The sequence below is a fragment of the Nitratidesulfovibrio termitidis HI1 genome (assembly GCF_000504305.1).
GTDB classification, from domain to species: Bacteria; Desulfobacterota; Desulfovibrionia; order Desulfovibrionales; family Desulfovibrionaceae; genus Cupidesulfovibrio; species Cupidesulfovibrio termitidis.
In genome coordinates this window covers 4,009,740-4,031,953 of the sequence record NZ_KI632512.1, presented here as the reverse complement: position 1 = coordinate 4,031,953, position 22,214 = coordinate 4,009,740, and the positions used below count along the sequence as shown (strand labels likewise).

Genomic DNA, 22,214 nt, shown 5'->3' with positions numbered 1-22,214 from the left:
CAGGGGGCTCCGGTTCTTGGCGCGGCTACTGGGTGGAACCGACCACGCCTTCCACGAACCAGGTCATGCCCAGCATGTCCTGATCGGAAAGCACCTGGCCTTCGGGTACGCGCACGGCGCCGTTCTGGTCCTTGACCGGGCCGGAGAACACCTTGTAGGCGCCCGCCACGATCTCGGCCTTGCGCGCGTCCACCTTGGAACGCACGTCCTGCGGCACCATGTCGCCGTAGGGGGCGATGCCCACGATGCCGCTTTCCATGCCGGGCCAGAACGCACCGGACTTCCATTCACCCTTGCGGACCTTTTCCACCACGTCCTTGTAGAACGGGGTCCAGTTCCACACGGCGGAGGTCAGCAGCGACTTGGGGGCGAAGTGGCTCATGTCCGAGTTGTAGCCCACGGAGTACACGCCGCGTTCCTGGGCCGCTTCCTGCGGGCCGGGGGAATCCTGATGCTGGGCGATGACGTCTGCGCCCACGTCCAGCAGGCTCTTGGCGGCTTCCTTTTCGGTGGCGGGGTCGTACCAGGTCTTGGTCCACACCACGCGCACTTCGGCCTTGGGGTTCACGGCGCGCACGCCCAGGGTGTAGGCGTTGATGCCGCGAATCACCTCGGGGATGGGGAAGGCAGCCACGTAGCCGAGGATGTTCGACCTGGTCATGGCGCCGGCCACCATGCCGGTCAGGTAGCGGGCCTGGTACATGCGGCCAAAGTAGTTGCTCATGTTGGGCGCGGTCTTGTAGCCCGAGCAATGCATGAAGGTAATGTTGGGGAACTGCTCCGCCACCTTCAGCGTGGGGTCCATGTACCCGAAGCTGGTGGTGAAGATGATGTCGAAACCCTTGCGCGCCATGTTCTGGATGACGCGTTCGGCGTCGGCCCCTTCGGGCACCGATTCCACGAACGAGGTGGTCACGCCGGGCATTTCCGCGATGGCCTTGCGGGCCTGGTCATGGGCCCACGACCAGCCCACGTCGCCCACGGGCGAAACGTAGACGAAGCCGACCTGCATTTCCTTCACAGGAGCGGGTGCCGGTGCGGCAGCCGGGGCGGGCGCGGCGGCGGCGGGCTTCTGCTCGGCCTTGGGGGCCTCGGCAGGCTTCTTGTCTTCGCCGCAGCCGGTCAGCGCGGCCATGAGCAACATGGCGGCAACCAGCAACATCGCGGATACGGATTTGCGCATCGGGAGCCTCCTCGGGGCTTGGTGAATGGAACGGTATACGGCTGCGAACGGGAACACCCGTCCGCCAAAGTACAAAAGACCGCGGCCCGACGCCTTGCGGGCAGCAGGCCAGCGCTGATGCGGAAAAAATGATTTTTAGCCCGCTTCCCGCTGGTTGACAAGGGGCTGCACGTACTGCACCTCCGAGTCCCACGGAAAAAGAATCCATGTATCCTGGCTGACTTCGGTGATGTAGGTGTCCACCAGGGGGCGTCCCTCGGGCTTGGCGTACACGGTGGCGAAGTGGGCCTTGGGCAGCATTTCCCGCACCGCCTTGGCCGTGCGGCCGGTGTCCACCAGGTCGTCCACCATCAGCCAGCCCGCGCCGTCGCCCTGCACGCCCTTCAGCACTTCCAGGCGGCTGGACTGATCCTGCCACTTGTAGCTGGTGATGCACACCGTATCGATGAGGTGCACCCCCACTTCACGGGCGATGATGGCGGCGGGCACCAGGCCCCCGCGGGTGATGGCGATGATGCCTTTCCAGGGCCCTTTCTCCAGCAGCCGCCACGACAGCGCCTTGGCGTCGCGGTGAAGCTGTTCCCAGGTGACGGGAAAGACCTTGCGGTAGGAGTCTGCGGTGCGCACGTGGGGTTCCTGCGGGTTGCGGAGTCGGGGCGGACGCGGCCTGCCATGCGGCGCGTCTTCCGGCTCCCGTTGCGGGTGACGCCTCCCTTGCCCTGCCCCGCCCCTGCTGTCAAGCGCTTACCCTGGCCGGGGCGTGGTCGACGCGGACCTGCCGGGAGCCCGACTGAAGTCCGGCTGGATTTCCTGGGACCCAATTGGGACCTGTCCAGACCTGCCCCCGGCTCACCCCCTGCCCGCCTCCGGGCCCACCCCTGCGTCTGGCCGCACGTCTGACCGCACGGCTGCCCGCACGGCTGGCCGCACGGCTGGCCGCACCGTTGGCGCGACACCCCCATTGCCCCCGGCACCAAAACCGGCATTCTCGGCGACAACCCGCCGGAACTCCGCAGGGGTCACTCCGTACAGCGCCCGGAACCGGCGATAGAAATTGGGCAGGCTTGCAAAGCCGCAACGCAGCGCCACCTCGGCGATGCCCCGGTCCGATTCCGCCAGTTCGCCCCCGGCCTTTTCCAGACGGCGGGTGTTCACGTATTCCACCACGCTGGCGCCCGCATGGCGCCGGAATTCGCGCGTCAGCAGGCTGCGCGACAGGCCGAACCGGGCAGCCAGTCCATCCAGGTCCACCGGCTGGGCCAGATGGGCATCCAGCCAGCCGCGCACCCCGCGCATGGCGTCGTTGTGGCGTGCCCTGGCATCGCCACCCGCCTGCATGTCCCGCACGTGAAAGGCCAACAGCAGGCCGATGGCCCCCCACGCCACCGGCACGTCCACCCCTTCGTCCCGTCCGATGCCGTCGGGGATCATGTCCGCCGTATCCCACAACCGGGCGGCGTCGGCATGGTGTTCCACCATGGAACAGCCCGTCGGTTGCGGCGCCATGAGGGCGGCAACCTGCGCGGGGGAAAGCTGGGTGGCCATGTCCCCCTGGGTCAGGCACACCACTTTCAGCCCGACGGATTCGCCCCGGCCAAAGACATAGCGATGCCGCACGCGCGGAGCCACCAGCACGGTACGCCCCTTTGCCAGTACCACCTCACCGCTGTCCAGCAACAGCAGGCCGCTGCCGGAACGGCACAGCACGAACTCGTACACGTCGTGGGTGTGCCATGCGGTGGATTCCGCGAGGGTAAGGGAAAAACTCCAGAACATCTTCTGTCCGATCAGGTAAGCATTGTGGCCAATCGGCAATTCACTCCCTGATGTTCATTGCATAGCATGGCATTCAGGGTAATTAAAAATGCCCCGAACTGGCATCCATGTCGCAGCATACCCCAGGCGATGCGCCAGCACCACCTGCATCGCCCCCCCCGGCCCCGCCCCTGCCACCGGCAATACCCGCAAGACACGGAGGACACATGGCCCCCCTCGACTAGCCCCACGCCGCCGCGACACCCGGCGACATTGCACCCAACATTCTGGAAGCCTTTCACATGATGTGGGACAAGCACCCATCCCCGGTCATGCTCACCCGGTCCAACCGCACCATCGTGGCCGCCAACGCGGCGGCACTGGCCGCTGGCATCGAGCCGGGACGCAAGTGCTTCACCCTGTGTGGCCCGGAAAAGCCCTGCGCCGCATGCAGGGCCAACCAGGCCGTGCGCGACAATGCCTGCGTCCGCAGCCTGAGCTACAACGAAGCAGGAAAGCGCTTCATCGACACCTACTGGACACCCCTGGCGGGTGTGGAAGGAGTGTACCTGCACTACGCCAACGACATCACCCCCTGCGTGCGCGAGGAACTGCTGCGCCCCGGCTGTACCTGCTGACGCAGGAACGCCACAGCCGGCAGGCTCCGCGTGCAACGAGAAAGGCCGCCCTTCCGTGAGGAGGGGCGGCCTTGTGCGTATCCTGTTGGCGCTTGAAGATCAGTCGTCGAGCAGCTTGGCGTTGCGCAGTTCGATCTTGGCGACGGCGGAAAGCTCGCCCACGAACACGCGGAACAGTTCCTCACGCTTGGCGGACAACACGGTGGCGCGCACCGTTTCAGCGGCGGCGGTCCATTCGGCGTCGGTGGGGCGCTGCACGTCCTTGACCCGGAACAGCACGGCGCCGGACGAGGTATCCACCGGGGCGGGCTGCCAGACGCCGGGGGCGGCGGCAAAGGCGGCATCCACCAGCGCACGGCTCTGGCCGAAGGGGGCGATGACGCCGTTGCGACCGAAGGGATCGGCGGCCTTCACCCTGGCGGCAAGCTCGGCGGGCACGCCATCGGCCAACGTGGCCCCGGCTTCCTGCGCGGCCTTCACCGCCAGCTTGGCGCCTTCGATACGGCGCACCTGGGCGGCCACTTCTTCCTTCACCTTTTCCAGCGGGGTCACGCTTTCCGGCTGAGATTCCAGCACGGCGGCGATCATGTACCCGCCCTCGACTTCCAGGGGGGTGTCGATGACCGTGCCGGCCGGGGTGGTGAAGGCGGTGCCCACGGACTGACCCTTCAGGCCGACCGCGGCGCCCGCATCCGCCCGCGAGAACAGGCCGGTGGGCTTGTGCTCCAGCTTCAGCGCCTTGGCGATGTCGTCGATGGACTTGCCCGCGCCCGCCATTTCCAGCGCGGTATCCAGGGCGTCGTGCATCCGTTCGGAGGCCTTCTCCTCGCCCAGGCGCTGGCGGATCTCACCGCGCACTTCGTCCAGGGCACGGGTGCGCTGGGCTTCGTGCGCTTCCAGCTTGATGACGTGCCAGCCAAAGGCGGTACGCACGGGCGCGCTGACCTCGCCGGGCTTCAGGGCAAACGCGGCTTCCTCGAAGGGGGGCACCATCTGGCCCTTGGTGAACCAGCCAAGGTCGCCGCCCTGCGCGCCGCTGCCCTTGTCGTCGGACAATTTCGTGGCCAGCGTGGCAAAGTCCTTGCCCTTCTTCAACTGGGCAATGACGTCCTCGGCCTTGGCGTGGGCCGCGGCATCCTCTTCCTTGCTCGCCCCTTCCTGGGCCATGAACAGGATGTGGCGGGCGCGCACGCGCTCCGGCTCCACGAAATACGTTTCGGCGTTATCCGCGTAGAAAGCGGCGATGGCCGATTCGGGAATCTCCACGCTGGCGGCCAGGCTGGCCGGGGTCAGGGTGACCGCGTCCAGGCTGATGCGCTGGGGGTTGCGCCAGGCATCCATGTTCTCGTTGTAGCGTTCCGCGATCTGCTCGTCGGTGGGAGTCACCTTGAGCACGTAGTCTTCCAGCGGAAACAGCATGTATTCGATGGTCCGGCGCTCACGACCGTAGTCGAACAGGGCGCGGGCTTCTTCATCGGTGACCGAAGCGGGCGAGGTGACCCGGTCGCGCAGCTTCTGCAGCAGCATGTCGTGGCGGATGCCGTCCTCGAAGCGACCGGGGGTGGTCTGCTGGCCCTTGAGCACGGAACGGTACACCTCGGCGTCGAACTTGCCGTCGCCGTTGCGGAAGGCCGATATGGACTCGATGGAGCGGCGCAGTTCCACCGGCGACACCGAAAGCCCGACGCGCGCGGCCTCGTCGGTCAGCAGGCGTTCGGTGATCATGGACTGCAACACCTGGCGCTTGAGGCCCATCTGCTTCATGTCCTCGGCAGTGATGCCGGGGTAGCGGCTGCGCAGCGCCTCCACCTGGCGCTCGTATTCGCGCCCGAACTCCTGGAGCAGGATGGACTTCCTGTTCACCGTGGCAAGGGCGCCTGACGAACTGTTGTTCATGGAGCCCACGCCCCAGAAGACGAATACGAGGATGATCACGCCGAAGGCGATCTTCACGCCCCACGACTGCGCGTGGGCACGGATCAGTTCAAGCATTGAGAAACTCCATTGCGGTGTGCGCCAATGCCCCCCGGTGCGTCCGTCGTTGCAAGCGGTTGCGTCGGGGGGCCGGGGGTGCCGGAGGTTCCGTGCGGAACCCCGGCAAGGACACCCTACTGTTTTCTGGAAAGGCGGACGTGGTTCAGCAATCCGCCTGCCCGGATAATATCCAATTCCTTCTGCGTCAAATCGTTCCGCACGCGGATGGCGCCCACGCCCTCCACCTGCACGTCCACCTCTCCTCCCGCGGTGATGGTCGCAGCGGGAATGGTCACCGTACCGCCCACGGCCAGCCTGTCGTAGTCGGCCCGGTCGCACAGGATCAGCGGCAGGATGCCGAAGTTCACCAGGTTGGCCCGGTGGATGCGCGCCAGCGAACGCACGATGACCGCGCGAATGCCCAGATGGCGCGGAGCCAGCGCGGCGTGCTCGCGGCTGGAGCCCTGGCCGTAGTTGTCCCCGGCCACGATGACCCCGACGCCCGCCACCTTGGCGCGGGCCACGAAATCCGCGTCGACCCGGCCGAACACGTGCTGCGCGATGGCGGGCACGTTGGAGCGCAACGAGGTGATCTCCGCCCCGGCGGGCATGATGTGGTCGGTGGTGATGTCGTCGCCGAGCTTGATGACCACCGGCGCGGTCACCGTGTCGTCCATGGCGGTGAACTGTTCCAGCGCCACGATGTTGGGCCCGCGCAGCACTTCAACGCCGCTGCCGTCCTCGGGCGGGAAGACGAACAGGTGGCGGATGGAGGGCGCCTTGGCAGGCAGTTCCGGCTGGGCCGGGGGCGTGCCCCAGGTGGCCGGGTCGGTGAACTGCCCCTGCAGCGCGGCCATGGCGGCGGTAAGCGGCGAGACCAGGTACACCCTGGCGTCCTTGGTGCCGCTGCGGCCTTCGAAGTTGCGGTTGAAGGTGCGCACGCTGACCCCGCCCGACACGGGCGAGCCGCCCATGCCGATGCACGGCCCGCACGAACATTCAAGAATGCGCACGCCCGCGTCCAGCAGCGGCTCCACCAGCCCTTCGGCGGCCAGCATCTTCAGCACCTGCTTGGAGCCGGGCGAGACCATGGTGTCGGTGCCCACGTGCACCAGCTTGCCGCGCAGCACCTCGGCCACCATGCGCATGTCGGCATAGGACGAGTTGGTGCACGAACCGATGGCCACCTGATCCACGGAAAGGCCCGCCAGTTCGGCCACGGGCACCACCCGGTCGGGCATGTGCGGCTGGGCCACCAGCGGCACCAGCGCGGAAAGGTCGATGACGATTTCGTCGTCGTAGGCGGCGTCAGCGTCTGCGCGGAGTTCCTTCCAGTCGCCCTCGCGGTCCATGGAGGCCAGGAAGGCGCGGGTGCGCTCGTCGCTGGGGAACAGGGACGCCGTGGCGCCCAGTTCCGCGCCCATGTTGGTGATCACCGCGCGCTCGGGCACGCTCAGGGTGGCCACGCCCGGCCCGGCGAATTCGAACACCTTGCCCACCCCGCCCTTGACCGTGAGCAGCCCGAGCAGGTGCAGGATGACGTCCTTGGCCGACGCCCAGCCGGTCAGGCGGCCTTCCAGGCGCACCTTGACCACGCGGGGCATGGAGATGAAGTACGGTTCGCCCGCCATGGCCAGGGCCACGGAAAGACCGCCCGCGCCCATGGCCAGGCTGCCGATGCCGCCCGCCGTGGGGGTGTGGCTGTCGGAGCCGACCAGCGTTGCGCCGGGCAGCGCGAAATTTTCCAGATGCAGCTGGTGACAGATGCCGGTGCCGGGGGGCGAGAAGATCACGCCGTGCCTGGCGGCCACGGTTCGCAGAAAGCGGTGGTCGTCCGGGTTGCGGAAGCCCATCTGCAGGGTGTTGTGGTCCACGTAGCTCACCGAAAGGTCGGTGCGCACGCGGTCAACGCCCATGGCCTCGAATTGCAGGTAGGCCATGGTGCCGGTGGCGTCCTGGGTCAGGGTCTGGTCGATGCGCAGGCCGATTTCGGCCCCGGGGGCCATCTCTCCGCTGACGAGATGCGCCGCGATGATCTTCTGCGTAAGGTTCATGGACATGCTACCCCTCGTGGATTCGGCGTTGCCGGTATGGCGTGCGCACCCGCGCCGCCCGTAAGCTGGTTCGTCCGGCGGGCCGAAGGTCCCTGGGACACACTGCATCATATGGTTGCGGGCCGGTTGCTGATCCGGCACCCGCGAAACATCGGCGCAAAGACATGCAAAAGGCCGGGCAAGGCGTGAAAGGGCACCGGGTGCGACACCGGGCGGACGTCCGGCTGAACGTCCGGCTGAACGTCTGGCGGAACGTCACGCCAACCGCCTGACATCACGACGAACATCATCGCAGACATCATCGCGGACATCATCGCGGACGCCACGGTGATACGTGCCGCCATGCGGCTCCCGATGCCGGGGCCTCATGCCGCAACCGCCCGCGAACCCGCGCGTGGGGTTCCGGGCGGCTTGTCCGGTGTAGTGCACATCACCGCGGCCCGCAAGGGGCGTCAGGCCACTTCTATGCCCATTCCGCGGTATTCGTTGAGCTTGTTGCGCAGGGTGCGTACCGAGATGCCCAGCAGTTCCGCCGCCTGGGTACGGTTGCCGGAGGTGACCTCCAGCCCCTTCAGGATCATGATGCGCTCCATCTCGTGCAGGGGAATGACCCCGCCGGGGAAGGAACCGCCGCCATCGGGACCGCCATCCGCAGCGAACCCGGAGGAACCGGACGCATCTCCTGCGCCGTCCGCACCCGCCCCTGCCGGAACGGCACCCTCGCCCTCGCCAGTTCCGGAGAGCAGGTCACCCTCTTCGAACAGCGGCCAGGTGTCGGGGTCGAGCAGAAAGTGCCGGGTGGTGATGGCCCGCCCCCCGGCCAGCAGCACTGCGCGCTCCATCAGGTTCTGCAACTCGCGCACGTTGCCCGGCCAGTCGTAGTGCTGCAGCCACTCTTCGGCCTCGGGCGAAAATTCGACGGGTGCAAGGCCGTACTCGCGCACGTAGGTGGCGGCAAAATGCCGGGCCAGCACCACCACGTCGTCGCCGCGCTCGCGCAGGGCAGGCAGGCGCAGGGGGATGACGTTCAGGCGAAAGAACAGGTCCTGCCGGAACTTGCCCTGCTTCGCCCAGTCATCCAGATCGCGGTTGGTGGTGGCCAGCACCCGCACGTCCACCTTCACGGTTTCCGTGCCGCCCACGCGGTCGATCTCGCTTTCCTGCAGCACGCGCAGCAGCTTGGCTTGCAGGCCAAGATCCATCTCGGAAATTTCGTCCAGCAGGATGGTGCCGCCGCTGGCCAGTTCGAACTTGCCCAGCTTGCGGGCGATGGCCCCGGTGAACGATCCCTTCTCGTGGCCGAACAGTTCGCTTTCCAGCAGGTGTTCCGGCAGGGCCGCGCAGTTCACGGCAACGAAGGGGCCTTCGGCCCGGTCGCTCCAGCCGTGCAGGAACCGCGCGAACATTTCCTTGCCGGTGCCCGATTCTCCGGAAATGAGCACCGTTGCGCGCGAAGGAGCCACCTGGCGGGCCAGGGCCAGCACGCGGCGCACGGCGGGGTGGTCGCCCACGATGCGCGGCACGCCGGGGCGCTGTTCCGGCGTGCGACCGCCCAGGGTGGACGAAGGGGGCACGGGCGCGGCGACGCGGCGCGGCGCGGGCAAGGCGGCCACCACCTTCTCGAACAGCAGCGGTTCAAGCCAGTAGTCGCGCGCGCCCAGCGACATGCAGCGCTCGGCTTCTTCCGCCGAGCCCTTTTCGGCAAACACGATGACGGGGGGAAAGGCAGGGTCGTCCGCACCCACGGCAAGCAGATCGTCCACCTTGTACCCGGGCAGGCTGGGGCGTGAAAAAATCACGGCCGGGCCCGACTTGCGGATGAAGGCGGAGGCACCCTTGAGGTTCTCGGCGATGCCGACCTCGAATCCCGCATCGCGCAGCTTGGGGAAGATTCGGGTCACGGCGGTGGCCGGAGCGAGGAATAGTATGCGCCGGGCGGACATTAGACCCTTGTACCCGCAACCTTAAGCTTTATCAACTGATGGAACACGGAGGAAAAACCGATTGTCCGCTTGCCCCTGCTCAGCCGGTCGCGCCTGCTCAGCCGGTCGCGCCTGTTCTGTCGGTCGTGCCAGTTCTGCCGGTCGTGCCGGTCGCCCCTGTTGCGCTGTTGCGCCTGTCACATACGGACATACGGTCACATACGGTCACATACGGTCACGCGCGGTCGCGTACTGTCGGGTGGACAACGCCGCGAAGCGTGCGGTTGCGCGCGGCCCCCTCCCCGCGTAACTGGCAGCACGGGCAATGACACAGCCCCCCTGCCCGCGCCGCTTCCCATGTCAGTGGCCCTTGACCATGTGGCGGGCTGCGGGTAGGACCGTTCAGCATTCGCGCCCGACTCTCCGGCACATGCCGTGCTCGCCAGTGCCTTGGCCCGGCCAGCCACGCATGCGGCACTGCCCAGAAACCGCCATCGGAAATTCCGCAATGAAGATCGCCTATCTCGTCGGGGGGTTACCCTTCGGCGGCATTGAAAAATGGTTGTTCGACCTGGCTCAGGCCTACCGGGCCAACGGTCTGGTCACGCCGCGCGTCTTCAATCTGTCCGGCACGGGGCAGATGTTGCCGGAATACCGGGCGGCTGGCATCGACGTGCACTGCGTGGGCTCGCACATCCGCACCATCGCCTCGCACCGGCTGGATACCTCGTTGCGCCTGCGCGCCATGCTGCGCGAATTTTCCCCCGACATCATCCATACCGTGCATTTCAGCGCCAACCATCTGGGACGCATCGCCGCACTGGGGCTGGGTATTCCCGTCATCACCCACCTGCGCAACACCAAGCACGAGAAGCGCCTGCACCGCAGACTTTCCGACAAGCTGCTGTCCTACTCCACCACGTTGTACCTCGCCGTGTCCAAGGCCGTGGCCGATGTGGTCGCCACCGATCACAACCTGGCAGGCCGGCCGGTGAAGGTGCTGTACAACGCCATCGACGCGAGCCGCTTCAACGTGCCCCCGCTGGACCTGCACACCGCCTTCGGCCTGGGCGGCCCGGTGGTGGTGGCCGTGGGGCGCTACGTGCGGCAGAAGAATTTCGACCTGCTCATCCGGGCCATCCGCATGGTGCGTGATGCGGGCGTGCCCGCCACGCTGGCGCTGGTGGGCGAAGGCGGGGAACGGTCCCGGCTAGAGGCCCTGCGCGACGAACTGGGCCTGCACGACCACGTGGCGCTGACCGGCTTTCGGCCCGACGTGGCCGCCTTCTACAAGGCGGCGGACGTGTTCGCCATGCCCTCGCAGTTCGAAGGGTTCCTCATCGCCCAGTTGGAAGCCATGTACTGCGGGCTGCCGTGCGTGGTTTCCCGCCACGTGCCCATGCTGGAACTGGCCGGGGAGGCTTCCCTGGTGTGCGAAACCGAACCTGCCGACATTGCGGACAAACTGCTCGCCATCCTGCGTGACGCGCCCTTGCGCCAGCGCCTGTCCGATGCGGCGCGCCGCCTGTCCGCCCCGCACACCATGGACCGCTACGCCGTGGCCCTGCACGGAATCTATGCCGACCTGATCTCCGGACACCCTGCCGGAAGCACACGGTGATCACTACGTTGCCGCACGTTTTCACAGCCAGGCGCATACGACACTTCCCGCAACCCGCGGGGTGGGATAAGAGTGGCGCATGACCGACACTCGCCCCCGTACCGTCGCAGCCAGACTGGCTGCCGCCCTGGACAGCATCCGCACGGCCCCGGACAGCTTCCGGGCTGCCCCCAACCGGCAGAAGGCGGAATGGGCACGCACGGCGCTGTTCTGGCTGTTCTGGCTTTCCAGCGCCACGTTTCCGCTGGGGCAGGCCTTTCGCGAAACCGGCCCCATCCTTTGCCTGGCCGCCCTGCTTGCCTACCACTATTGGGGGTACCGGCAGTCCACCCTGTGCCGCTTTCCGCTCAAGTGGCTGTTCGTGCTTTTCTACGGGCTCATCTGCGTGAAGACGGCCCTGTCGCTGGACCCGCGCCAAAGCCTTGTCTATGTGCTGCCCAACATCTGGAAGGGCTTCGCCCTGCCCTTCGTGGCCATGGAATGCGTGCGGGACACGCGGGACATGCGCCGCCTTGTCCTGGCCTTTGCCGTGGCCAGCATCTACGAGGGCCTGGACGGCATCTACCAGCACGTCACCGGCTACGACCTCATCAAGGGCACGAGCATCATGGCGGGCCGACTCACGGGTTCCCTGTCCACCTACCGGGTGGGCGACTACATGGCGCTCATCCTGGTGCCCGCCTGCGGCCTGTGGGCCATGCAGTCCCAAACGCGTTCCGCATGGCGCAGGGCCGCCGTCACCGCGCTGATCCTGGCGCCGGGCATCTACCTGTGGATATTCGCCCAGGCCCGCAGCGGCTACCTGGGCGTCGTGGCCGCCCTGTTCCTGCTGTGGTGCCTGTTCACCCGTCCGAAACCCGTGTATCTGCTGGCGCCCGTTGGCATCGGCATTCTGGCCGTACTGTTCGGCCCGCAGCGCATCACCCTGGAAACGGCCATGCAAGACGGCCGCATCGAGCTGTGGCGCATGGCATGGCAGGTCATCGAGGCCCGCCCCCTGACCGGGTGGGGCATGGGCATGTTCGCCCCGGCGTTCAAGACGCTGGGGTTGCATCCGGTCATCAATTCGCCGCGCATCCAGCACCCGCATTCGGTGTACATCCAGTTCCTGGTGGACACCGGGGTGGTGGGCTTCGCCATTGCCATGGCCTTCATGTTCGGCATGCTGGCCTGGGGGCTGCGGCGGATATACCGCAACGTCCCGCGCCCCGGCGCGCCGTATGACATGTGGACCATGGCGGCCTTCTTCCTGGCCGGGTGGCTGTGCTACCTGATGGAGGCGCTGTTCGCACACGACTTCCTGCGCACATGGTGGCTGGCCGTGTCCATGGGACACCTTGGCGTGATGATCGGCGCCGTCGTCAACGCAGACAACAACACCGCCAACAACGCCGACAGCATTTCTGCCGCACCAGTGGGGGCGCACCCCCACGAAACCGGGAACAACTCATGAATATCGCCTTCGTCAACAGCACCCGCAAATGGGGCGGAGTGAAGACCTGGATTCTCGATTTCGCCGAGCGGCTCTCTGCCTACGGGCATGACGTGCGCGTCTACGGTCGCCAGCAGGCCTTCGTGGACGAAGCCAGGCGACGCGTGGGCCATGGAGTGGCCGCCAGCTTCGGATTCGACCTGAACCCGGCCACCATCGCCTGGTTCCGCCGCCAGTTCAGCGAACACCGCACCGACGTGGTGATCACCAACATCGGCAAGGACCTGGCCACCGCCGGGGTTGCCGCCCGGCTGCTGAACATTCCCGTGGTGCAGCAGATCGGCCTGCCCGGCGACATCCCCCACCGCCTCAAGACGCGCCTGCTGCACGCCTGGATCGCCCCGAAATTCCTCTGCTCCTGCCAGTACATAGCCGACGGTTTTCTGACCAGCCTGCCCTACCTGCGGGCAGAGGACCTGCACGTGGTGCTCACGGCCAAACGGGTGGCCACCGGACCGCTGTCCGTGTCCACGCCCCGGCGGCTGGTGGCCACGCAGCAACTGAACCCCGACAAGGGGCACGAGACGCTGCTGCGCGCCCTGGCAAGCCTGGACACCCCCTTCGAACTGGACGTGGCGGGCACCGGCTCGCACGAAGCGTACCTGAAGGACCTTGCCGTTTCGCTGGGCATTGCCGAACGCATCCGTTGGCACGGCTTCACCACCCGTGTGCCGGAACTGCTGGAACGCGCCGACGTGTTCCTGCTGGCCTCGCTCCGCGAGGGCTTGCCCAACACCCTGCAAGAGGCTCTGGCCCAGGGGCTGTTGCCCGTGGCCCGCGACGTGGGCGGCGTGCGCGAGGTGTACACCCCGGAACTGGAACCCTGGCTGTTGCCCAATGCCGCCGGGCCCGCGGAATTCGCGGATATGCTGCGCAAGGCGCTGGCCCTGCCGGACGAGGATCTGCTGCAGCTGAAGCGCGCCGCTCGCCACGCTTGCGCCACCCACTGCGAGCTTGACAGCAAGGCTCGCGAACTGGAAGCTTGGCTGCGCGAATTGACTGCCCCCTCCCGCTGAGAACGCGCTCACGGCCCTCACCCGCGCTGCGAATGCGCACCGCTGCCCACCGTGGGTACACGCCGCCAGCCACAAGAACCATCAAGACATCCCCCCATGCACATGCGCCCAGTCGTCTTCCGCCTGACCAGCAGCCTGCACTACGGAGGCGTTGCCTCGCGCTTGCGGGCCATCCTGCCCCTGCTGCTCGATGAATTCGAAGTGCATGTGGTCACCTACCGCACGCCGGGCGCCTTTGCGCCGGAACTGGCCGACAGGGGCGTACGGGTGCACCACCTGCCCATTCCCACCAAATGGAGCCCCACGGGCATCGCACGTCTGGCGAGGATGCTGCGCGCCCACGGTGCTTCGGTACTGCACAACCACTCCTTTTCCGCCAACGTCACCGGGGCGCTGGCCGGGGCGCTGGCGGGCACGCCCGTGCGCATCGGGCAGATCCACACGCTGCAAAGCCACTGGTACGACAACCCCGCCCACCGCGCCAAGCAACGCATCGAAGAGATGCTCATCCACCGGATTCTTTCGACACGGGTGCTGCACGTCTCGCGCGAAAGCCTGCGGTACTTCGCCGCGCAGATGCCGCTTGCCGCCGCCAAGTTCGAGCTGCTGCACAATGGAGTGGACTTTTCTGCGCTGGCCCCCCGCAAGGAGGCCGCCCGGTTGCGTTCGGAACTCGGCATCCCCCCCCATGTCCGCGTCATCGGCAACGTGGGCCGTGTCACGGGGTGCAAGCGCCTGGAACTGATTCTGTCCACTGCCGCCAGCGCCCTGGCGCAGGATCCGGACATGGTCTTCGTCATCGTTGGAGGCAGCCAGCGGCAGGCCGAGGGACTGTGCCGCCAGGCGCACGAAATGGGCATTGGCGACAAGGTGTTCTGCCCCGGCGAGACGCCGCACCCCGGCGACTACTACAACATCTTCGACGCGTTCATCTTCACCTCGCCTCCAGGTTCCGAAGGGATGCCCGGCGCGGTGCTGGAAGCGGCCTCGTTCGGCATGCCCGTCGTGGCCATCCGCACCGATACGCTGGAAGAAATGGCCGAATGGTACGACGGATTCCACTTCATCACCGATGGCAGCGATCCCGCACAGGAACTGTCCGCCGCACTGACCGCCGCACTGGCCGCCCCCCGGCCCGACCCGACCCGGCTGCGCGCGCACTTCTCCATCCAGGCCATGGCCGACCGCACCCGCGCCCTGTACCACCACCTGCTGCGGCAGCACGCCCCCCGCACGTAAATGCGCATACTGCTCGTCACCTCGTCTTCCACCCGCAGCGGCGGCGCCCGCCAGGCCCTGTACCTTGCCGAAGGGCTGCTGGAACACGGCCACCAGGTTACTGTCTTCACCCCGCCCAACTCCACGCTGCGTACCCTGTCGGACACCATGCCCTGGGCCGATCTGCCCGAAGCACCCGGCAGGTGGAAGGCCACGCTGGAGGCGGCCATGCCCGCGCCGGGCCAGGGCCCCTGCATCGTGCAGGCCTTCCACAACAAGGCGGTGAAGCGCCTGGCCTGGCACGGGCTGTTCTGGCGGCGGCGCGGCGTGGTCTGCGTGGGCTACCGGGGGGTGGTCTACCGCCCCGGCAACCCGCTGACCTACTGGTCACCGGGGCTGGATGCCTTCGTGGCCAATTCGCACGCCTGCGCCAAGGTACTGCGCGGCATGGGCGTGGGGGAACGTCGCCTTGCGGTCATCCACAACGGCATTCCCGCCGTGCGGCTGATGCCCGGGCGCGCTGCGGACGCCGTGCGCGCGGAACTGGATCTGCCCGCAGGCTCCACATTGCTGGGATGCGTGGCCGGGGACAAGGAGGTGAAGGGCGTGGACCCGCTGCTGCGGGCCTTTGCCCTGGCCTGCGGCCCGAACAACCGTCAGGACGGCGGCCCGCATCTGATCGTGGTGGGGGTCACCCCTGGCCGGTGGCAGCCGCTGTGCACGGAACTGGGCATCACGGGCCGCGTCCGGCTGGTGAAGCACAGCAACTGCGTGGCCGACTATCTGCAGCTGCTCGACGCCTTCGTGCTGCCCTCGCTGTCCGAATCCATGCCCAACACCCTGCTGGAGGCCATCTGCTCCGGCCTGCCGGTCATTGCCTCGCAGGTGGGCGGCGTACCCGAACTGGTGCGGGGCAACGGCCTGCTGGCGCCGCCCGGCGACGTGCCCGCACTGGCACGCGCGTTGGCCTCGGTCATGGACGATGCCGGGTTACGCGCCACCTGGGCCGCAGCCAGCCGCGCCATCGCACCGGACTTTTCCACCGATGCGCGCGTCGCGCGCTACGAGGCATTGTACCGCACGCTGCTGCAACGCCGGGGACTGCCCGATGCCTGATGCCGGACATCCCCCTCATGCCTCCTTTGCGCCGCACCCCGCTGCCCCCCGTGATGGCGCACCGCATTCCGCCCCGAGGCAGGGTACGCACGGCGGCGAAATCTACCGCGTGGCCCGCGAACTGGGCGTGGCCCCGGAGCACATCCTGGATTGCAGCAGCAACGGCTTCGCCCATGTGCTGGAATTGACCCGCGCCCTGGTCGAGACGCTGCCCCATCCCTTCGAGCACTATCCGGACAGTTCCAGCGCCGCCCTGCGCGAGGAACTGGCCGCGCACGAGGGGCTTGCCCCGGGCAACATCATGGTGGGCAACGGCTCGTCCGAACTCATCTGGCTGATCCTGCGCGTGCTGCGGCCCGGCCGGGTCACCCTGCTGGGTCCCACCTTTTCCGAATACGCCCGCGCCTGCGAGACCCACGCCATACCGTGGCGGGTGCTGCATGCCCACCCCATGCACGCGCTGGACGCCCCCGCGCCGGATTTCCGGCCCGGCACCGCAGCCGATGCCGACGATGAACTGGTGGTGCTCTGCTCGCCGGGCAATCCCTGCCCGGTTGCCGCGCCCGACCTGCCCGCCCTGGTGGCCGCCCTGTTCCGGTCGGGCTTTCGCACCGTGCTGGCCGACCTGACCTACCGCGACTTCCTGTGGTCCACCCCGGAACACGATGCCCACCGCCACGCGGCCCTCGCGGCGGCCTGTCAGGCCCGTCAGCCTAAAGTGGCCAGCCCGGCCCACCACACAGGCGATACGCTGCTGTGCCTGCACAGCTTCACCAAATTCTTCCACTGCACGGGGATACGCCTGGGCTACCTGACCGGGCCGAAGGACCTGCTGGATATCCTGCAGGCCCTGCGTCCGCCGTGGATGGTATCCCCCTTTGCCGAGGCCATGGGCAGGCGCTTTCTGCACGCCCTGCCGGACTACCGGGCGCACCTGACCACCCTGCGTGCCGACCGTTCCGCTCTTCTCGACGGTCTGCGCCGATCGGGCGTGTTCGCCCCCCAGGCCACCGATGCGGGCCCCAGCTTCGTAACCTGCCGCCTGGCCGATGAACTGCTGCGCATCGGCGTCACGGCGGAAATGGTACGTAGCGAACTCTTGCACCACGGCATACTGGTACGATCCTGCGACAACATACCCGGCATGCCCAACGGCTATATAAGAATGCAGGTTCGCTGCCGCAGCGATAACGAACGACTGCTGCGACACCTCACCGCACTGTCCACGTCGCTGCCCGCGATGACGCAAGAGAAGCCATAGCCTCCCCCTCGGCACATCATCCATGCAATGGGCCTTCACACCGCGACGGAACACCGCACATGTCCCCGCCGCGCGGTGAAATGGACTTTCGGCACGATATCCCGTAACACGAGTGCGTCACCATCCGGAGCTGCGCCAACCTTCCGGCCCGCCTGCCGTGCCCCTTTGCGCGGGCCCGGCATCCCCCCCCGGAACCACCATCCTCTCGCACCCGTGGCGGATTCCATCGTGAGCAACGAGATAAAATACACCTTCGCCCCTGCCTTCGCCCCTGCGGTCGTGGACCTGCTGGGTGCGGTGTGCCGTCCCGACCCCGCGTTTCCGGCGGCGGACGTCTTTTCACTCTACTACGACACGCCCGCGCGCGCCCTGCTGGAAGAAAAGCGCAACAGCGACTATCTGAAGACCAAGATACGCTGCCGCTGGTACGGCGCCGTGCGGGGAACGGCGATGGAGCGCGCCGTGTTCCTGGAGGCCAAGCGCAAGGAAGGCGCCGCGCGCGACAAGGCCCGCGTGCTGCTGCCCCTGGACGGGGACACCCTGTGGAACACCCCGTTGACGGACCCCTTGCTGTGCCGCCTGCCGGAACATCTGGCGGAAGCGGGCATTCCCTTCCCCCGCCCTCTCTTTCCCCTGTTCATCCTGCGCTACACCCGCCACCGCTTCATCGATCCGACCACCGGGGCGCGCATCGCCGTGGACACGGGCATTCACGTGCCCCGCACCAATCCGGCCTTCATCGCCCGGCACAATCCCACGCCCCTGCCCGTGGCCGTGCTGGAGGTAAAAGGCAGCCTGCGCGAAATGCCGCGCTCGCTGCATGCCGTGAACACCGTTCACTTCCGGCGGGAGACGTTTTCCAAATATCTTGCATGCCACGACATGCTGTTCTGTTCTACCGGAGTGCCCGGCGGGTATACCTGCTTCGCCCCGGCGGCTCCGCCCCCGCATCGCGCCTGACGCCCGGCCGACTCCCGGCTGGCAGCCACCAGGACATCCAACCGGCGGGCACGCGTGCGGTCCGCCCTGCCCTGATACATCCCCCGGACACACTACCCATGCAAGGTCGTCATTCCCATGGTTGAATCACTCTTCGACGTTCTCGGCAGTTCCTACCAGGCGCTGGTCGCCGTGACCGGCTTCGGTTCCAAGCAGGCGGCAGACATCGGGGCGGGCACCTTCCTGCTGGCCCTGCTCATCTCCCTGCTCACCTCCCAGTACACCGCGCTGCTCTACTCCCGCTTCTATGAAAGCCGGGGCACGGGCAGCCTGGTGCACCGCAGCTTCCTGCTGCTGGGGCCGTCCATCACCGCCATCTTCATCTGCGTGCAGTTCTCGCTGCCGCTGTCCCTGGGCCTTTTGGGCGCGCTGTCCATCATCCGCTTCCGTACCCCCATCAAGGAACCGGAAGAGGTAGGCTTCATCATGGTGAACATCGCCACGGCCATCTGCTGCGCCACCCTGAACATCGTCATCCTGGCGCTGTTCCTGGGCGTGGTCACGGCCGGACTGGCGGTGGCGCACCGCTTCCGGCGGGGCCGCGTGGCCCGGCGCAGCGGCACGGCCGTCATCTCCTACCCGGCATCCGAACGCGAGGCCGATGCGGCCTTGCTGCCAGCCCTGCGCGACACCCTGCCGGAACTGAGCGTGGCCAGCATTTCGGGCGACGGCGCGCGGCGCACCGTCATCGCCACCTTCGCCCGCTCCGACGAAACCCTGGTGCAGCGCCTGACCGCACTGACCGACGGGCTTGCCCCCGGCGCCGAAATCAATGTCTATTTCGACCACGCCGCCCAGTAGCCCGCCACAGGGGGGCGGCACCGCGCCGCCATCCGGCCCGCGCGCACCAGGCCACGTCCCCCGCATTTCGTTATGGGCGGCGGCACTGTTCGTTGCCGCCCTGCTGTGCGCCGGGCTGCTGCTGGAACGCACGTCCGCCATCCGGCAGTACCGTTTCGTGTCGCTGGACATGGCCACCAGAAAGGATGCGCTGGGTTCGCCCCGCAAGCGGCAACTGCTGGCCGAAATGGGCCTGCCCGATGTGCACGCCGTGGCCCCGGAAAACAGGGCCCACACCCTGGAACTGCTGGAACAGGCCCGCCGCGACGCGGATCCCGCCATGGTGGCCAGCGGCTGGCCCGTGTTCGCCGTGCGCACCGACGACGCCAGCCTGAACGACCCGGAATCCGGCATCAATGTCAACCACAAGGAACGTGGCCGGGAATGGGAACGCCCGGCAGCCGTGGTCTACTACCGCGACGGGCAGGAACGCCTGGCCACCGGCGTGGGACTTCGCCTGCACGGCGGCGGCTCGCGCGACCTCGGCATCGGCTATCGCCTCTATTTCCGCAATGCCTACGGCACATCGACGCAGCCAGCCGACCTGTTCTTCCACGACGCGGAAGGCACGCTGAAACGCCTGGTGCTGCGCAAGGAAAAAACCACCATCCCCGGCTTCATCAACATGCTGGGGCTGGACATCATGGGCATGCTGGGCGCGGAAACGCCCCGGTTCGTGCCCGCCGTGTTCTCGGTGAACGGCAAGGACATGGGGCTTTCCATGGTCAGCGAGCACATCGCCGAAGCCCACTGGAAACGCAGGCTGGGACACGGCAACTTCCTGCTCTACTCCATTCGCAAGGGCAACGACCGGGCGGAATTCGCGGCCCTGCGCGAACTGTACCTGTGGCTCCGCCTGCTGCCCGCCCCCATGACCATGCAGCAGGCCGAGCGCCGCATGGACCTGCGCAGCATGTGCGCCATCATCTTCGGCGCCGTGTACCTGGGCGAGTCCGACTGGGACCAGGGCGCCTTTCTGCTGGACAAGAACCAGCCAGATCCGCGCTGGACCAACATCGCCTGGGATCTGGACGAGGCCTTCCAGCATCTGGTCCCCGGCGGCCCGCTGGACCAGCGCCCCGGCTGGAAATACGCCCTGGATGAAAAGAAGGCCGTGCGCATGCGCCTGTTCTTGCGGCTGTGGAAAGAATCGCCGGAATTCCGCGACTTCTTCCTGCATTTCGTCACCCATGCGCTGAACCACACCCTGAACGACGCGGCGCGCGAACGGCTGTTTGCCCGGTACGAAGCCCTGGACCGCCAGGCCGGGAACACCATGTTCGACGAGGCCCTGGCCCGCCGGATGCTGGCCAACCGGGCCGACGAAGTGCTGGAGGAAACCGTGCGCGACCTCAAGGCGCCCCGCTGGCACACGGTGCAGGTAAGCGCACCCGGCCCGATGCGCATTGACGGCGAACCCGGCTACACCGACTACACCGGGCGCTACTTCGAGGGACAACGGATCACCGTGGCGCCCCCCGCCGAAGGCTGCGCCAGGCTGCTGCACTGGGAAGTGGACGACACCCCCCGCGAGGCGGGACAACTCGACATTGACGTGCGCTCGTCCCTGCGCATCCGCGCCGTCTGCACAAACGACTGATCCGCCCATCCCCGTGCGGGAGTGAGCGGATCAGCCGTCGTCGGACATCGCAAGCGCACGGGGGCACGCCGTGTCAGCCTCTGGAACCCGCCCCCAGCACCGCATACATCTCGTCCACACCTTCCAGCAGCAACGCGCAGGCAGCGTCCAGGTCGTGCGCCGATACGGACAGCAGACCCGCCGCATCGACATCCAGCGGCTGCACGCAGTCGTCGCCGGTGCCGCCGATGCCGAAGGCCTTCACCGCCTCGTCGGCCAGGTGCACCAGCAGGGCCTCGTCGCTGGCCGGCGCCTCGGACGGGGCATGATGAGCCTGCACCGCGTCCACCAGCACGGACGGCAGATTCCAGCGCCGCAGCATCGCCGCGCCCATTTCGCCGTGGGTCATGCCCAGTTCCGCACGTTCCGCCTCGGTCAGCGGTTCCCCCAGGTCGCGGCAACGGTCCAGCACCCGCTCCGCCCCGGCGGGCCACACGGCGCAAATGGCCAGCCAGCCGATGTCGTGCAGCAGCCCGGCCACGAAGTAGCGTTCCGGATCATCACGGCCCATGCGGGTGGCCAGGGCCCGCGCCATGAGCGCGGTGGCCACCGAATGCAGCCAGAAATCGTGCAGGTTGACCACATGGGGAGGCCGTTCGCGGAACAGCCCCAGCACGAAGGTGCCGAGAGCCAGCGAGGTCACCCGGCGGGTGCCCGCCGCCGCCACCGCGCGGCTCACCGTTTCCACCGGCGTCCGGAAGCCGAACAGCGGCCCGTTGACCAGCCGCAACAACGAAGCGGCCAGGCGGGGATCCTTGGAAATGATGGCCGCCAGTTCCTCGTACGAGGGTTCCTCGCGCTCCATGGCGTGCTGCAATTCCAGAAACACCTGCGGCAGGGCGGGCAGGCGGGCGCGTTCGGCCAGCCCGTCCAGATCGCCGGGGGCCAGTCCGCTGTTGGCCTCGTGGATGACCTCTGGCGGCAGGGGCATGCGCGGGGCGGGCAATTGGCACGAGACACCGGCCCGCAGGGACTGCGCAAGCGCCTCCACCGCCCTGCGCCGCAACAGCACCAGCAGCGGGTGCGCCGTGCCGGAAAGCCGGAACCGCAGCGCCACCGCCTCCTCGGCGATTTCCTGCACGTCGCGGCCACAGCCGCCCTGCACTCCCAACCCCGTCGCCTGCGACACAGCCACCCCCGAAAGGATATCGGACACAAGATCATCCACTGACGCCTTTCCCATACGCCAATTGCCATCGGACGCAAATACCCGCGCCCGGCGGTCCGGTGGGCGATACTGTCCGTGACGCCATGGGGCGCCGCCCGCACCCGGCGTATGTCCGGCTGGCGGGTTGGCGCATGCGCCCAACCACACAGGTCGCAACAGGCTGAAAAAATACAGGAACAAAAAATGCCAAAACCCCGGTGAGGGGAACACCGGGGCTTTGTCGGAATGAAGCGACTGAATCATAAGTCCGGGCACGAGGGAATGCACGGACTCGGCACCGAAAAGAACGGCAGCACCGTCTTTCGTTACGGCAGTTAG

The 22,214-nt window shown here is 67.4% G+C and carries 18 protein-coding genes; 10 read left to right on the top strand and 8 right to left on the bottom strand.

What is annotated here, in order from left to right; genetic code table 11:
* Positions 1-25: 25 nt before the first annotated feature.
* From DESTE_RS16100 to DESTE_RS16090, 3 genes are all read right to left on the bottom strand, one after another.
* A complete protein-coding gene (locus tag DESTE_RS16100) occupies positions 26-1,183 on the bottom strand; it encodes a BMP family ABC transporter substrate-binding protein (protein WP_035068842.1) in 1,158 nt (385 codons plus the stop codon).
* 135 nt (positions 1,184-1,318) lie between these two features.
* Positions 1,319-1,810, bottom strand: coding sequence for a xanthine phosphoribosyltransferase (gene gpt / locus DESTE_RS16095; RefSeq protein ID WP_035068839.1), 492 nt, complete (start codon positions 1,808-1,810; stop codon positions 1,319-1,321).
* A gap of 222 nt (positions 1,811-2,032) precedes the next feature.
* A complete protein-coding gene (locus DESTE_RS16090) occupies positions 2,033-2,959 on the bottom strand; it encodes an AraC family transcriptional regulator (RefSeq protein ID WP_156925397.1) in 927 nt (308 codons plus the stop codon).
* Positions 2,960-3,240: 281 nt separating this feature from the next.
* Here DESTE_RS16090 and DESTE_RS16085 point away from each other — a divergent pair, with 281 nt between their 5' ends.
* A complete protein-coding gene (locus tag DESTE_RS16085; RefSeq protein WP_051384515.1) occupies positions 3,241-3,576 on the top strand; it encodes a hypothetical protein in 336 nt (111 codons plus the stop codon).
* A 99-nt stretch (positions 3,577-3,675) separates the two neighbouring features.
* Here the strand turns inward: DESTE_RS16085 and DESTE_RS16080 are convergent, their stop codons facing one another.
* The 4 genes from DESTE_RS16080 to DESTE_RS16065 all read right to left on the bottom strand — a co-directional run bounded on the left by DESTE_RS16080 (position 3,676) and on the right by DESTE_RS16065 (position 9,547).
* Positions 3,676-5,568, bottom strand: a complete 1,893-nt coding sequence (locus DESTE_RS16080; protein ID WP_035068830.1) for a peptidylprolyl isomerase — start codon at positions 5,566-5,568, stop codon at positions 3,676-3,678.
* 116 nt (positions 5,569-5,684) lie between these two features.
* Entirely contained in the window at positions 5,685-7,610 is a 1,926-nt protein-coding gene (locus DESTE_RS16075; RefSeq protein WP_035068828.1) for an aconitate hydratase, read from the bottom strand.
* 101 nt (positions 7,611-7,711) lie between these two features.
* On the bottom strand, positions 7,712-7,948 hold the full coding sequence (locus DESTE_RS16070; RefSeq protein WP_035068825.1) for a hypothetical protein: 237 nt from the start codon (positions 7,946-7,948) through the stop codon (positions 7,712-7,714).
* 108 nt (positions 7,949-8,056) lie between these two features.
* Positions 8,057-9,547 carry a sigma-54-dependent transcriptional regulator gene (locus DESTE_RS16065; RefSeq protein ID WP_035068823.1) on the bottom strand — a complete coding sequence of 497 codons (1,491 nt, stop codon included), beginning with the start codon at positions 9,545-9,547 and terminating at the stop codon, positions 8,057-8,059.
* 487 nt (positions 9,548-10,034) lie between these two features.
* On the opposite strand from DESTE_RS16065, the gene DESTE_RS16060 reads away from it, so the two are divergent.
* The 9 genes from DESTE_RS16060 to DESTE_RS16020 all read left to right on the top strand — a co-directional run bounded on the left by DESTE_RS16060 (position 10,035) and on the right by DESTE_RS16020 (position 20,689).
* Positions 10,035-11,147 carry a glycosyltransferase gene (locus DESTE_RS16060; RefSeq protein ID WP_035068820.1) on the top strand — a complete coding sequence of 371 codons (1,113 nt, stop codon included), beginning with the start codon at positions 10,035-10,037 and terminating at the stop codon, positions 11,145-11,147.
* Between the two features lie 79 nt (positions 11,148-11,226).
* Positions 11,227-12,600 (top strand): O-antigen ligase family protein, encoded by a 1,374-nt coding sequence (locus DESTE_RS16055; RefSeq protein WP_051384514.1) that lies wholly within the window; start codon positions 11,227-11,229, stop codon positions 12,598-12,600.
* Positions 12,597-13,655: a glycosyltransferase gene (locus tag DESTE_RS16050; RefSeq protein WP_035068817.1), complete on the top strand. Its 1,059-nt coding sequence runs from the start codon at positions 12,597-12,599 to the stop codon at positions 13,653-13,655. Before DESTE_RS16055 ends, DESTE_RS16050 begins: the two co-directional genes overlap by 4 nt.
* A gap of 96 nt (positions 13,656-13,751) precedes the next feature.
* The gene (locus tag DESTE_RS16045; RefSeq protein ID WP_035068814.1) at positions 13,752-14,894 is read left to right on the top strand and encodes a glycosyltransferase; all 1,143 of its coding nucleotides are present in this window, start codon (positions 13,752-13,754) and stop codon (positions 14,892-14,894) included.
* A complete protein-coding gene (locus tag DESTE_RS16040; RefSeq protein WP_035068811.1) occupies positions 14,895-15,989 on the top strand; it encodes a glycosyltransferase family 4 protein in 1,095 nt (364 codons plus the stop codon). It begins immediately after the preceding gene.
* Positions 15,982-17,250, top strand: coding sequence for an aminotransferase class I/II-fold pyridoxal phosphate-dependent enzyme (locus tag DESTE_RS16035; RefSeq protein WP_035068809.1), 1,269 nt, complete (start codon positions 15,982-15,984; stop codon positions 17,248-17,250). The genes DESTE_RS16040 and DESTE_RS16035 overlap by 8 nt, the downstream gene beginning before the upstream one ends.
* 228 nt (positions 17,251-17,478) lie before the next feature.
* Complete coding sequence (locus DESTE_RS16030) at positions 17,479-18,210, top strand: VTC domain-containing protein (RefSeq protein ID WP_035070712.1); 732 nt, start codon at positions 17,479-17,481, stop codon at positions 18,208-18,210.
* A 117-nt stretch (positions 18,211-18,327) separates the two neighbouring features.
* A complete protein-coding gene (locus tag DESTE_RS16025; protein WP_035068806.1) occupies positions 18,328-19,050 on the top strand; it encodes a DUF4956 domain-containing protein in 723 nt (240 codons plus the stop codon).
* Positions 19,022-20,689, top strand: a complete 1,668-nt coding sequence (locus tag DESTE_RS16020; protein ID WP_035068804.1) for a CotH kinase family protein — start codon at positions 19,022-19,024, stop codon at positions 20,687-20,689. The genes DESTE_RS16025 and DESTE_RS16020 overlap by 29 nt, the downstream gene beginning before the upstream one ends.
* A gap of 73 nt (positions 20,690-20,762) precedes the next feature.
* On the opposite strand, the gene DESTE_RS16015 is transcribed toward DESTE_RS16020, so the two are convergent.
* Positions 20,763-21,896, bottom strand: a complete 1,134-nt coding sequence (locus DESTE_RS16015; protein WP_156925396.1) for an HDOD domain-containing protein — start codon at positions 21,894-21,896, stop codon at positions 20,763-20,765.
* Positions 21,897-22,214 lie beyond the last annotated feature (318 nt).